We start from the raw sequence: 13,532 nt of genomic DNA on the forward strand, positions 1-13,532 counted from the left end.
ATTTGGATTATTTGCTAGGTAAAGCAAACGAATGTTACATCAAAAGCTTAAGCTAATTAAATGCTTATGCCAGTAATACTGCTGGAGATGTGAATTCTAAGTTCAGGGCGTGAGCCACTTCCTTACAGACCACTTTACCGTGCATCACGTTTAAGCCATTCAATAAGTGCTTGTCTTGCAACAGCGCTTCTTTATAGCCTAAGTTAGCTAATTTAAGAATGTAGGGTAGCGTTGCATTGTTAAGTGCGAAAGTTGAAGTGCGGGCAACTGCACCTGGCATGTTCGCCACACAGTAGTGCACTACGTCATCCACAATATAAGTTGGATCTTGATGAGTCGTTGCGTGTGAAGTTTCAACACAACCACCTTGGTCGATTGCAACGTCAACAATAGCACTACCTGGCTTCATGCGGGAAATCATGCTGCGAGTCACCAATTTTGGTGCTGCTGCACCAGGGATTAATACGCCACCGATCACAAGATCAGCTTCAAGTACATGGCGTTCAATCGCATCGGCAGTTGAGTAAATGGCTTTAACTGCAGAACCAAACTGCACATTTAAGCGGCGTAGTGCATCGATGCTGCGATCGAGCACAACCACATCTGCGCCCATACCAACCGCCATTTGCGCGGCGTTAGTTCCTACCATGCCGCCACCGATGATAACGACTTTGGCTGGTTCAACACCGGGTACGCCACCCAATAACATACCGCGACCACCGGAAGATTTCTCTAATGCCATAGCGCCAGCTTGGATTGACATACGGCCAGCGACTTCTGACATAGGAGCAAGCAAAGGCAGGCCACCACGATCGTCTGTCACAGTTTCGTAGGCGATACATACGGCACCACTTTTAACTAAATCTTCAGTTTGTGGTAAATCCGGCGCTAAATGCAGATAAGTGAATAAAATTTGATCGTGGCGTAGCATAGCGCGTTCAACTGCTTGAGGCTCTTTTACCTTTACAATCATCTCTGCTTTAGCGAACACTTCAGCAGCAGTCGCTAAAATTGTGGCGCCAGCATCAATATAATCTTGATCTGAGAAACCAATACCTGTGCCAGCATTTGTTTCAACAAATACTTCGTGACCTTTTATTGCTAACTCACGAACACTTGAAGGAACCATACCGACACGATACTCGTGGTTTTTAATTTCCTTTGGAACACCAATAATCATCTTTGAGCCTCAATTGCCTGATAACCCACTTCTAATGGGCATAATTGTTATTTTATCGTGACCTGAACGTGATTAATTCAGGGATATCTAGTATAGTATCGGCGACGCAGTTTATGCTGCTGAACTTTGGACATACGTAGAATAAAATGTTGTTTTAGTGATAAAGCAAGGTTAAATAAATGGCATATAATAAAAAGAGTCCTGTAAAAGACTTGGATCGCATCGATCGCAACATTCTTAATGAATTACAAATTGATGGCCGCATTTCTAATGTGGAATTATCAAAGAGAGTTGGATTAAGTCCAACTCCGTGTTTAGAAAGAGTGAAACGACTCGAAAAGCAAGGATATATCAACGGCTATACCGCGCTGGTTAATCCCCATTTCCTGGGTGCATCCCTACTGGTATTCGTGGAAATCACCTTAAGCCGTGATACACCCGAAGTGTTTGATAAGTTTAATCGTGCAGTGCAATTACTGGACGACATTCAAGAATGTCACCTCGTTTCGGGCGACTTTGATTACTTATTAAAAACGCGTGTTTCTGATATGTCGGCGTATCGCCGTCTATTAGGTGAAACATTGCTAAAACTCCCTTCCGTTTCAGATACTCGCACATACGTTGTGATGGAAGAAGTAAAACACACCAGTCGTGTAGCGATAAATCATCTACTCTCAGATATCTAAGTTCCCCTGATTGTTTGGTTTTACCATAAGGGGCCAAGGCCCCTTATTTATTGATACTCTCTTGTCAATGCACACTCAAATATTCAACCTTGCAACGCCCTTAAGCCTGCCAACTTAGGGGCATTTTTTTCGGTTGTTTGTGTACAAGTTATAGTCAGAAAGTCCTAGTGTTCTAATTGGTTAACGCTAAATATGTTCCTTTATGTTGAGGAACGGTTATTTTTTGTCTCCCACGGACAAATCTCGGGAGAAAAACAGACTAATGGGCTCCACATTTAGTGGGATTCTGGTATCGTAAGCCCACCTGTTTTCATTTTTTATGGATTATGTCGTTTGTCTCAAGGAAATAGTGTACGCACGCTCACAGGGCTGCAACGTCTACTCGAAGGTGGACTGATTATATGTTGTGTTCTCGCCACTTATATTCTTCTCGCACTGACTAGTTTTAGCCCATCTGATCCGGGTTGGAGTCAGTCGCATTTTCAGGGTGAGATCAGAAACTGGACCGGGGCTGTTGGTGCTTGGATTGCCGACATCCTTTTATATTTTTTCGGTGTTACCGCTTATATCATGCCCATTATTGTGGCATCGACGGGTTGGCTTTTATTTAAACGTGCCCATGACCTGCTTGAAATTGATTATTTTTCAGTCGCATTACGTATTATAGGTTTCTTACTCATCATCCTTGGGTTCTCTGCCTTAGCGAGTATGAATGCCAATAATATCTATGAATTTTCTGCCGGCGGTGTTGCGGGGGATGTGATAGGCCAAGCCATGCTGCCGTATTTTAATAAGCTCGGTACTACACTGTTATTGCTGTGTTTTTTAGGTTCTGGCTTTACCTTGCTCACGGGCATTAGCTGGTTAACTGTGGTTGAGAAAGTCGGTTTTGCCTCCATTTGGTTATATCACCAACTCAAACGCCTGCCGCAGGCCATGAAACGGGAACATGAGACCGAAGATACCCGTGGTTTTATGTCGGTTGTTGAAAAGTTTAAGCAGCGCCGTGACTCCCAGCATGTTATTGAAACGTCAAGGGTACATGAACGTGCGCCTGCCAAGGTGATTGAGCCCCAAAGAGCAGAGAACATCGCCACAGAGGACGCTCAGCTTCAGAAACCTGCGCAGAAAAAACGTTCGCCTCTTGCGAAAATCCTGAGCTTAAGTAGTACTAAAAACACCGTTAATCAGCGCGTTGAACCGCAAATCGATAAGCAGGAAGCCATTGCCGAGCATGGTCATTTTGAAGCGCCGCCTTGGGTAGCAAAGCCCAGTCATGCCGACGACCTTGAGTATGATGCTGGCTTTAATTCCTTTGACGCTGATGAAGATGAACCTGTGTTTGGCCGCGAGGCATTTACGGATGACGATGAAGATGATAGCACCTTAGATTTTTGCGATGAGGATGTGATCGATTTTGATACCAAAGCATCGACGGGCGCCGTCACGGCCCAACGCAGGAAGCAAGATCAACAAGCAAAAATTGTCGATGGTATCGTGGTTCTGCCCGGACAAGAAGATAAGCCTGTGCCAGCTAAACCTATGGACCCATTACCCAGTATTAGCCTGCTGGATGTGCCCGATCGTAAAAAGAATCCCATAAGCCCTGAGGAGCTTGAACAAGTTGCGCGCCTAGTGGAAGTGAAATTGGCGGACTTTAATATTATTGCCAATGTGGTCGGCGTGTACCCTGGACCTGTGATCACTCGCTTTGAATTAGAGTTAGCCCCAGGCGTGAAAGCGTCTAAAATTTCTAATTTATCTAAGGATTTAGCTCGATCATTACTGGCGGAAAGTGTGCGCGTGGTTGAGGTTATCCCCGGTAAGGCCTATGTGGGGTTGGAGTTACCCAATAAATTCCGCGAAACCGTATTTATGCGTGATGTGCTAGATTGCACGGCGTTCACTGAGAGTAAGTCGAACCTTACTATGGTGCTTGGTCAAGATATTGCGGGTGAGCCCGTTGTGGTTGACTTAGGTAAAATGCCGCATTTATTGGTTGCTGGTACCACAGGCTCGGGTAAGTCTGTGGGGGTGAACGTAATGATCACTAGCCTGCTTTACAAGTCTGGCCCCGAAGATGTGCGCTTTATCATGATCGACCCCAAAATGTTGGAACTGTCAGTCTATGAAGGCATTCCGCATTTGCTGTGTGAAGTAGTCACCGATATGAAAGAAGCCGCCAATGCACTACGTTGGTGTGTGGGCGAAATGGAACGTCGCTATAAGTTGATGTCCATGATGGGCGTGCGCAATATCAAGGGCTATAACGCAAAAATTGCCGAGGCGAAAGCCAATGGTGAAGTGATTTTAGATCCTATGTGGAAGTCATCGGACAGCATGGAACCCGAAGCGCCCGCATTAGATAAGTTGCCTTCGATTGTCGTCGTGGTCGACGAATTTGCCGATATGATGATGATTGTCGGTAAGAAAGTAGAAGAGCTGATTGCCCGTATTGCCCAGAAAGCCCGTGCGGCAGGGATCCATTTGATTTTAGCGACCCAGCGACCCTCGGTGGATGTGATCACAGGCTTAATCAAGGCGAATATCCCGACACGGATGGCATTCCAAGTGTCTTCCCGTATCGACTCCCGTACCATTTTGGATCAGCAAGGTGCTGAAACCTTGCTCGGTATGGGGGATATGTTATTCCTACCACCGGGGACGGCGGTGCCAAACCGGGTCCATGGTGCTTTTATCGATGACCATGAAGTTCACCGTGTGGTGGCCGACTGGTGTGCCCGTGGTAAGCCACAATACATTGATGAAATCCTCAATGGTGTCAGTGAGGGCGAGCAAGTGTTGTTGCCCGGTGAGACGGCGGAGTCCGACGAAGAGTATGATCCTTTATACGATGAAGCGGTTGCCTTTGTCACCGAAACGCGCCGCGGCTCGATTTCCAGTGTGCAGCGTAAGTTTAAGATCGGTTACAACCGTGCGGCGCGTATTATCGAACAAATGGAAATGCAGGGGGTCGTCTCTGCACAGGGTCATAATGGTAACCGCGAGGTGCTGGCACCTCCGGCCCCTAAACACTATTAATGTTAAGCTAAATGTAGTTTGAAATCGCGATAATGTGGCGAATTCACGCTTTAGTCCAAAGGATTATTATGAAAAATCTGTTGTGCGCTGTGATGTTAACTTCGCCATTATTCTTTAGCACCGCTGTATTGGCCGATGATGCACAGCTATTGAGGGATACACTTGTCAGTACCGCCTCCCTTAAGGCGGATTTTAAACAGACAGTGACGGATGTGAACCAAAAAGTGATCCAGACCGGTTCTGGTGTATTTGCGTTAGCACACCCCAACCAGTTTTATTGGCATTTAACCGCGCCCGATGAATCTCAAATAGTCGCAGATGGTAAAGACCTATGGATCTACAATCCATTTGCCGAGGAAGTGGTGATTATGGATTTTGCCCAGGCGATTAATGCATCTCCCATCGCACTATTAGTGCACCGTGACGATGCCACTTGGTCACAGTATTCAGTGACCAAAAAACAAGACTGTTACGGGATCAAACCTAAATCGATTGATTCGGGCATTTTGTCCGTTACTGTTTGTTTCAAAAATACCCAGTTAGCTAACTTTAATGTTGCCGATGACAAAGGTAATCTGAGCCAGTTTGATTTGAGCAATCAACAAGCGATTAGCACAGACGACAAGTCTTTGTTTAAGTTTGTGTTGCCCGAAAATGTCGATGTTGACGATCAGCGTCTTAACACACCTCACTAGGCCAGAGCGTGAGCAGTTTATCCTTTGATTTCGCCCCCGACTTTCGTCCTCTAGCCGCGCGCATGCGGCCAAGGACGATCGCGGAATATATAGGCCAAGCCCATTTATTGGGTGAAGGACAACCCCTGCGTAGGGCGCTCGAAGCTGGGCGTGCCCATTCCATGATGTTGTGGGGGCCACCGGGCACAGGTAAAACAACCTTAGCCGAATTAATCGCCCATTATTCAAATGCCCATGTTGAACGCATCTCAGCGGTCACCTCGGGGGTTAAAGATATTCGCGCCGCTATTGAGCAAGCCAAAGCGGTTGCTCAATCCCGGGGACAACGCACCCTGTTGTTTGTCGATGAAGTGCATCGATTCAATAAAAGCCAGCAGGATGCCTTCTTGCCCTTTATTGAAGACGGAACCGTTATTTTTATCGGTGCGACCACTGAAAATCCATCGTTTGAAATTAACAATGCCTTGCTCTCGCGGGCGAGAGTTTATCTTATCAAGCGATTAAGCAACGATGAGATCGCACATATTGTCACTCAAGCCCTGACGGATGTGGAGCGAGGTCTTGGTCAGCGTCAACTGGTGATCCCTGAGGACGTATTGACAAAACTGTCGCAGTTCTGTGACGGTGATGCCCGTAAAGCCCTTAATTTACTCGAACTTATGGGCGATATGGTTGCCGATGGCGGTGATCTAACCTTAGATATGCTCGTTCAAGTGGCGGGGCACCAAGTTGCCGGATTCGATAAAAATGGCGATCAGTTTTACGATTTAATTTCGGCGGTGCATAAATCAATCCGCGGCTCTGCACCCGATGCGGCGCTGTATTGGTATTGCCGGATTTTGGAAGGCGGCGGTGATCCACTTTATGTGGCAAGGCGTTTACTGGCGATTGCCTCGGAAGATGTAGGCAATGCCGATCCTGCGGCCATGACCATAGCGCTCAATGCCTGGGATTGTTTTCACCGTGTTGGTCCTGCAGAGGGCGAGCGAGCAATAGCCCAAGCCGTTGTTTACCTTGCCAGCGCACCAAAGAGTAACGCTGTCTATACCGCGTTTAAGGCTGCAAGGGCGCTCGCCCGTGAAACGCCTCAAGAAAGCGTTCCGCACCATTTACGCAATGCACCGACACAATTAATGAAAGATATGGGCATGGGAGCAGGGTATCGCTATGCCCACGATGAGCCCAATGCCTATGCCAGCGGTGAGAATTATTTCCCTGAATCCCTGCAAACGGCGCAGTTTTACTTTCCAACGGAACGGGGATTTGAGAAGCGAATTAAAGAGAAGTTGGCGCAATTAGCCCAGTTAGATCAGGCCAGCGAGCACAAAAGATATGAATAATCTCTTACTTGTGGCGCTAGGTGGTTCAATTGGGGCGGTTTTTCGCTATCTTATTTCAATATTCATGATCCAAGTATTTGGCAGCAGTTTTCCTTTTGGTACACTGTTGGTCAATGTTATTGGTTCATTTTTTATGGGCGTTATTTACGCACTGGGGCAAATGAGTCATATCAGCCCTGAACTCAAAGCGTTAATAGGTGTTGGCCTATTGGGTGCTTTGACAACGTTTTCGACTTTCTCTAATGAAACCTTATTGCTACTGCAAGAAGGGAATTGGCTGAAGGCGATTTTGAATGTGGTGCTGAACCTAAGTTTATGTCTTTTTGTGGTTTATTTAGGTCAGCAACTGGTGTTTTCTCGCATTTAACTATTAAGAATATATCACATGTTAGATCCTAAATTTTTGCGCAACGAATTAGCCGTTACCGCGGAGCGATTGGCCACCCGTGGCTTTATTTTGGATGTCGCTCATCTGACTCAATTAGAAGAAAAGCGTAAGTCGCTGCAAGTGGCGACCGAAGAGTTGCAGGCCTCGCGTAATGCTATCTCCAAATCCATTGGCCAAGCTAAAGCCCGTGGCGAAGATGTGGACGCTATTATGGCGCAAGTAGGGGATTTAGGTTCACAACTTGATGCAAGAAAAAGTGAACTGGCCGCCGTGCTTGAAGAAGTCAATGCGATTGCAATGTCGATGCCTAACTTGCCAGATGAATCAGCGCCCATTGGTAAAGATGAAACTGAGAACGTTGAAGTTCGCCGCTGGGGCACGCCACGCACTTTTGATTTCCCGATTAAAGATCATATCGATTTAGGCGAAGGCTTAAACGGATTAGATTTTAAAAATGCCGTTAAAATAACGGGTTCACGTTTTATCGTGATGAAAGGCCAGATAGCACGCTTAAATCGGGCTCTTGGCCAATTTATGCTAGATCTGCATACGACAGAGCACGGCTATACCGAAGCCTATGTGCCATTACTGGTCAACGAAGCCAGCTTACTGGGTACCGGCCAATTACCTAAGTTTGGTGAGGATCTATTCCACACTAAACCTGCTACCGAAGAAGGCCAAGGCCTAAGCTTGATCCCAACGGCAGAAGTCCCACTCACTAACTTAGTGCGTGACAGCATTGTCGATGAAGACGAGTTACCGATTAAGTTAACCGCACATACCGCCTGTTTCCGTAGCGAAGCCGGCTCATACGGTAAGGACACCCGCGGCCTTATTCGTCAGCATCAATTCGATAAAGTCGAGTTAGTGCAACTGGTTAAGCCTGAAGATTCAATGGCGGCGCTCGAAGCGCTGACGGGTCATGCCGAAACTGTACTACAACGTTTAGGACTGCCGTACCGTACTGTGATTTTATGTACCGGCGATATGGGTTTTGGCTCAAGCAAAACCTACGATATCGAAGTTTGGTTGCCAGCACAAAACACCTACCGTGAGATTTCTTCATGCTCGAATATGAAGGATTTCCAAGCCCGTCGTATGCAGGCACGTTACCGCGTGAAAGCAGACAATAAACCTGCGCTATTGCATACCTTAAACGGCTCTGGTTTAGCGGTTGGACGTACCTTAGTGGCTATTTTGGAAAACTATCAAAATGCCGATGGCAGCATCACGGTACCTGAAGCACTGCGTCCTTATATGGGCGGTTTAACACAAATCGGTTAATGGAACACTACGTAAACCGTTATGAATAAAGGTCAACGTTATCTTCGTTGGCTTTCCTATACCGCCATCATTGCCGTATTTGGTGCGGTCATGTTGGCGACTTTAGGCAAAGCCGTCTGGGTTGTGTTAGAAAACGTGAATTAATACGACCCATGTTGTGCAATAAAAGGCATGTATCCCCAAGGAACATGCCTTTTATTTTTAACGCTGACTTTTAGCTTTTTAGCGCACCAATATAAAAATCAACTTATTGAGATTAAATGCATTTAGCTGGCTTTGGTAAGCCGGCAATCTTAGTTGCTTGTTTCGCAGGACCAATAGGGAAGAGGGTGTAAAGATATTTAGAGTTGCCCTTATCTGGCCCCAGTGTTTGACCAATTGCCTTTACTAACACACGTATTGCGGGGCTGGTTTTGTACTCCAGATAAAAATCCCGTACAAAGTTAATCACTTCCCAGTGGGCACTGGTCAGTTCGATCTCTTCTTCTTGGGCTAACAACGGCGCCATTTCGGGCTGCCAGTCGGCGATATTTTTTAAATAGCCTTGATGGTCGCGTTCAATTTCGACGCCATTGAATATAAGCGGATTTACCACGTGATCACCTTATCGTGCTGCAAAGATTGAGCGACAAACTCGTTGTAATCAATTTGATTAATATTCTTAAGACGTTCGGTTAAGCCGCGGGCGACCACATCGTCTTTAAGGACCATTACTTTAAATGGTGATAGTGCCATGGCCCATTGACGCAGTAATAACGCATTTACGCCATCACTCGAGAGTAAAATTGCATCCTCTTTACAAGCATAACGCAGGCAAAGTTTGAGGGCATTGTCTCGGCTAGGCGAGGTTTGAATATGATGTAAAATCATTAGAATACTAAGACCTCATCGACGGCTTTTAAGTGAGCTGAAATGGCTTCATCGTTTAAGATGGTCACCGGAATGGACAGCAAACCATGGCTTAAGCCGTAGTCACCTAAGGACTGTTTGCAGGCGAACACCGCATCTATGTCATAAAGTGGTAAAGCTTTTAATGCCGCGAGATAATCCTTGCCGCCGATAAGCTCAGGCTGTTGATCCTTAAGCAAGTGCAATACGCCTTCATCGACAAACACTAGGCTCACTTCTTGCTCAAAACTGGCGCTCAGCAATGCCAAATCTAATCCTTCACGGCCTTTTGTTGTTCCATGGGGCGCACTTCGGAACAGAATACAGATTTTTTTCATAGAATTTCCGAAGCTTAAAAGCTGATCAAACGATCGGCTGACTCAATGCCCGTGACCAGTTCACCCAGCCCGCCCATAATAAAAGAACTTTCCACATTCCAGTGGTTTAAACCATTCTCCTGCGCTTCTTGCTGTGACACTATGCCGCGCCTCAATGCGGCGGAGACACAGTTCACTAAGGAGACTTGATGCTGGGCCGCCAGTTGTTTCCAGCCAGCAACCACATCATATTCATCGGATGCGGGTAAGTTAAAGTCCGTGGAGTTATACACGCCATCCTGATAGAAAAACACGCAGACAATCCCATGTCCGCTTTGCAAGGAGGCTTGGGTGAAACGTAGGGCATTCACACTTGCCGACGTGCCATAGGCAGGCCCGTTCACTTGGATAATAAATTTGCTCATCATAATAAAAATGGCCCTAAAAGTAGGGCCATTCTAGCGTAAGTTGCCCTAAAAGGGGATTAATCATCGTTACCAATGCCCAGCAAATGCAAAATGGCAATGAACAGGTTTAAAAAGTCTAAGTACAGCGCGATAGTGGCGCGGATATAGTTAGTTTCACCGCCATTCACAATACGGCTGGTATCGAACAGAATAAAGCCCGTCATTAACAGCGCAAGACCCGCGTTAATTGCCATAAAGGCAACGCTGTTGCCAACGAAAATGTTAATTAGCGCAGCGGCTATCACTACAATCAATCCTGCGAACAGGAAACCACGTAGGAAAGAGAAATCCTTCTTAGTCGTGACTGCATAGGCTGAGAGTGCAATAAAGATAACCGATGTTAAACCAAGGGCTTGCATAATAAGTTCTGAGCCATTGGTCATGCCAGCGTAATGGTTGAGCATATAGCCCAGTGAGGCGCCTTCCATACCAGTAAAGGCAAACACCCAGAAAATTCCCGCCGCCGAATCGGCTTTGCGTAAAGTAACAAATAGCAGCACTAAACCACCGATAGATAAACCGAGTGACATGAGTGGGCTGATGTTGAATGCCATCGCTAAGCCAGCACAAAGTGCAGAGAACGCTAAGGTCATGGCTAATAGTAAATAGGTATTTTTGAGAAGTTTGTTCACTTCCAGTGTTGAGGCACTCGTTGAGTACAAGGTTTGCTGAGTCATATCTTTCTCCATTAGCTTTTAAATCTAAACTGATCATTTTGATTTTTAACGGGCACTAGAGTTCCCATTAATTTCGCAAATCCAGTAATCCTGTTTGCATAGTACCTAAAACGGCGCTTGGCTTAAAGGATTCACACCACAAATAACAAGTTATAAAGATTACGCCAACCATTCACGGTGCAATTTATCGGTATCGCCTAAATAATCCAGCACCCAGGCGAGGGCGGGCGACATCTTGTCGGCATTCCAAGCCAGACAACAAGGGCTGGTCAGCTTGGGATTTTCAAGCTGTTTCTGCACTAAGGCCCCCGCTTTAATAAATACACTCGCTAAGTGGACGGGCATATAACCCACACCTAAACCTTCACGGAAGCAATTGATTGCCCTGATCCAATCTGGCACTACTAATCGGCGTTGATTTTCAAGGAGCCAGGTCATGCGTTTGGGGATTTCCCGCGAGGTATCTTCCAAACAAATAGATGGGAAGGGGCGTAATTCATCATCGGTCAAAGGTCGGTCAATATTAGCTAAGGGATGGTTTTTACTCACCAGAAACGCCCATTGAATATCACCCATATCTTTATATTGATAGACGCCACCAACAGGAATCGCGGTGGTCGCGCCAATAGCAATATCACTGCGGCCAGTCGCAAGCGCCTCCCACACACCGTTAAAGACCTCGATGCGGATAATCAGCTCAATATCTTGGAAATGACGGTAAAAGTCGGCGATTAATACGCTAATTCTGTCGGCGCGTACTATGTTATCTAAGGCGATAGACAGCGTGGGTTGCCAACCGTTGGCCACGCGCTGAGTGCCGCGTTTCATCTCATCCATTTGAGTCAACAAGTTTCTCGCTTGCTTAACAAAATGCTCTCCCGCAGGGGTCAAGGTCACGCTGCGATGGTGACGCTCAAATAACACCACGCCAAGTTCTTCTTCGATTTGCTTAACGGCATAACTGACCGCAGAAGGGACCTTGTGCAGTCGATTGGCTGCCGCCGTAAAACTCCCCACCCGGGCCACAATATCAATGAGTTCTAACGCTTGTTCCGAGAGCATAGTTGACATCCATTGTGATGAAAATAATTGATAGCATCTGTCAAAAATAAACGTTTCCAATCAAATTAACAAGTATTTAGACTGCACGCCTTAAGTCTTTTGACATGATTATTTTATGAGAACATCTAGTAATATCTTTGTAAATATGAAGTTTTTTGTATTTTTATTCTATTTAGCTTTATTAAGTATGCTGGGCTTTATTGCCACTGATATGTATTTACCTGCTTTCAAAGCAATTGAAAGTTCGTTTAATTCTTCACCTTCTCAAGTGGCAATGTCGCTCACCTGTTTCCTTGCCGGTTTAGCCTTAGGGCAACTGATTTACGGCCCTCTGGTCGGTAAACTCGGTAAACGTTACGCCCTTATCATAGGTCTTGGCATTTTTGCCGCGGCCAGTGTCGCGATCGCCAACAGCGACTCGATTCTCATGCTGAACATCGCTCGCTTCTTCCAAGCCATTGGCGCCTGTAGTGCAGGGGTTATCTGGCAAGCAATTGTGGTAGAACAGTATGATGCCGAAAAAGCGCAGGGGATCTTCAGCAATATTATGCCGCTAGTGGCACTGTCACCTGCACTGGCCCCCATCCTTGGCGCTTATATTCTGAACGAATTTGGATGGCGTGCAATCTTTATCTCATTGTGTGTGATTGCCTTTTTATTGGTGTTGATGACTTTTTACTTCGTGCCAAGCCACTCACAGCATCAGGATGCTAAGCCAAGCGCGGTTTCCTATGGACAGATTTTGAAAAATACCCGTTATCTTGGCAATGTGGTGATTTTTGGTGCCTGTTCGGGTGCGTTTTTCGCATACCTCACTGTGTGGCCGATTGTGATGGAACAACACGGCTATCAGGCAACCGAGATTGGGCTTAGCTTTATTCCGCAAACCATCATGTTTATTGTCGGCGGTTATGCGAGTAAGTTGTTGATTAAACGCATAGGCGCGGATCGTACGCTCAATGTGTTGCTGGCCATTTTTGGGCTTTGTGCTATCTCAATTGTATTTTTCACCCTATTAATGAGAGCAGAGACTATTTTCCCGCTACTGATTTCATTCTCAATACTTGCCGCAGCCAATGGGGCGATTTATCCGATTGTCGTGAACAGTGCCTTGCAGCAATTTACCCAAAATGCGGCTAAGGCGGCAGGATTACAGAACTTTTTACAAATCACCATCGCCTTTGGCGCCTCAAGCTTAGTCGCGCTCTGGGCAAGTTTGGGCGAAGTTGCCATAGGTTGGGGCATTCTGAGCTGTTCTTTAGTGGTGATCTTGGGTTACCTGTTAAAAACCGAGCAAACTTGGGCTGATTTTGCCAAGCACTTTACTGCGCCAGATCCTGCCCGTGTTGGGATCAATGCAGATACGAAGCCAAATCAAGCAGATTGAATGTAATACGAGCAGTTGGCACATAATTATCAGTTAGTGCTTTACAGTCAGTAAACTTACTTATATTATGCGCATCGTTCGGAGGGGTGGCAGAGTGGTTTAATGCACCGGTCTTGAAA

General features: G+C 46.2%; 15 protein-coding genes. 8 read left to right on the forward strand and 7 right to left on the reverse strand.

Annotated features, from left to right (window positions below):
* Positions 1–64: 64 nt before the first annotated feature.
* A complete protein-coding gene (ald, locus tag COW15_RS01895) occupies positions 65–1,180 on the reverse strand; it encodes an alanine dehydrogenase (RefSeq protein ID WP_293629301.1) in 1,116 nt (371 codons plus the stop codon).
* Between the two features lie 179 nt (positions 1,181–1,359).
* On the opposite strand from ald, the gene lrp reads away from it, so the two are divergent.
* The 7 genes from lrp (at position 1,360) to COW15_RS01930 (ending at position 8,759) form a co-directional block, all read left to right on the forward strand.
* On the forward strand, positions 1,360–1,866 hold the full coding sequence (gene lrp, locus COW15_RS01900; RefSeq protein ID WP_007647640.1) for a leucine-responsive transcriptional regulator Lrp: 507 nt from the start codon (positions 1,360–1,362) through the stop codon (positions 1,864–1,866).
* 333 nt (positions 1,867–2,199) lie between these two features.
* Positions 2,200–4,908 (forward strand): DNA translocase FtsK 4TM domain-containing protein, encoded by a 2,709-nt coding sequence (locus COW15_RS01905; protein ID WP_293629313.1) that lies wholly within the window; start codon positions 2,200–2,202, stop codon positions 4,906–4,908.
* A 68-nt stretch (positions 4,909–4,976) separates the two neighbouring features.
* A complete protein-coding gene (lolA, locus tag COW15_RS01910) occupies positions 4,977–5,603 on the forward strand; it encodes an outer membrane lipoprotein chaperone LolA (protein ID WP_293629315.1) in 627 nt (208 codons plus the stop codon).
* Between the two features lie 8 nt (positions 5,604–5,611).
* Positions 5,612–6,943 carry a replication-associated recombination protein A gene (locus tag COW15_RS01915; protein WP_293629317.1) on the forward strand — a complete coding sequence of 444 codons (1,332 nt, stop codon included), beginning with the start codon at positions 5,612–5,614 and terminating at the stop codon, positions 6,941–6,943.
* The gene (gene crcB, locus COW15_RS01920) at positions 6,936–7,310 is read left to right on the forward strand and encodes a fluoride efflux transporter CrcB (protein WP_293629319.1); all 375 of its coding nucleotides are present in this window, start codon (positions 6,936–6,938) and stop codon (positions 7,308–7,310) included. The genes COW15_RS01915 and crcB overlap by 8 nt, the downstream gene beginning before the upstream one ends.
* Before the next feature lie 18 nt (positions 7,311–7,328).
* Positions 7,329–8,615, forward strand: a complete 1,287-nt coding sequence (gene serS / locus COW15_RS01925) for a serine--tRNA ligase (protein WP_293629321.1) — start codon at positions 7,329–7,331, stop codon at positions 8,613–8,615.
* A 21-nt stretch (positions 8,616–8,636) separates the two neighbouring features.
* Entirely contained in the window at positions 8,637–8,759 is a 123-nt protein-coding gene (locus tag COW15_RS01930; RefSeq protein ID WP_293629323.1) for a hypothetical protein, read from the forward strand.
* Positions 8,760–8,871: 112 nt separating this feature from the next.
* On the opposite strand, the gene COW15_RS01935 is transcribed toward COW15_RS01930, so the two are convergent.
* The 6 genes from COW15_RS01935 to punR form a co-directional block, all read right to left on the reverse strand.
* Complete coding sequence (locus tag COW15_RS01935) at positions 8,872–9,210, reverse strand: TusE/DsrC/DsvC family sulfur relay protein (protein WP_293629325.1); 339 nt, start codon at positions 9,208–9,210, stop codon at positions 8,872–8,874.
* Positions 9,204–9,485 carry a sulfurtransferase complex subunit TusB gene (gene tusB, locus COW15_RS01940; RefSeq protein WP_293629327.1) on the reverse strand — a complete coding sequence of 94 codons (282 nt, stop codon included), beginning with the start codon at positions 9,483–9,485 and terminating at the stop codon, positions 9,204–9,206. Before tusB ends, COW15_RS01935 begins: the two co-directional genes overlap by 7 nt.
* Positions 9,485–9,841, reverse strand: a complete 357-nt coding sequence (gene tusC, locus COW15_RS01945) for a sulfurtransferase complex subunit TusC (RefSeq protein WP_293629329.1) — start codon at positions 9,839–9,841, stop codon at positions 9,485–9,487. Before tusC ends, tusB begins: the two co-directional genes overlap by 1 nt.
* 14 nt (positions 9,842–9,855) lie before the next feature.
* Positions 9,856–10,245, reverse strand: coding sequence for a sulfurtransferase complex subunit TusD (gene tusD, locus COW15_RS01950; protein WP_293629342.1), 390 nt, complete (start codon positions 10,243–10,245; stop codon positions 9,856–9,858).
* A 59-nt stretch (positions 10,246–10,304) separates the two neighbouring features.
* Entirely contained in the window at positions 10,305–10,964 is a 660-nt protein-coding gene (locus tag COW15_RS01955; RefSeq protein WP_293629331.1) for a Bax inhibitor-1/YccA family protein, read from the reverse strand.
* A 159-nt stretch (positions 10,965–11,123) separates the two neighbouring features.
* The gene (gene punR, locus COW15_RS01960; protein WP_293629332.1) at positions 11,124–12,026 is read right to left on the reverse strand and encodes a DNA-binding transcriptional activator PunR; all 903 of its coding nucleotides are present in this window, start codon (positions 12,024–12,026) and stop codon (positions 11,124–11,126) included.
* A gap of 115 nt (positions 12,027–12,141) precedes the next feature.
* On the opposite strand from punR, the gene punC reads away from it, so the two are divergent.
* On the forward strand, positions 12,142–13,413 hold the full coding sequence (gene punC, locus COW15_RS01965; RefSeq protein ID WP_293629334.1) for a purine nucleoside transporter PunC: 1,272 nt from the start codon (positions 12,142–12,144) through the stop codon (positions 13,411–13,413).
* Positions 13,414–13,532: the final 119 nt, after the last annotated feature.

The organism is Shewanella sp. CG12_big_fil_rev_8_21_14_0_65_47_15, assembly GCF_002783505.1.
Classification (GTDB): domain Bacteria; phylum Pseudomonadota; class Gammaproteobacteria; order Enterobacterales; family Shewanellaceae; genus Shewanella.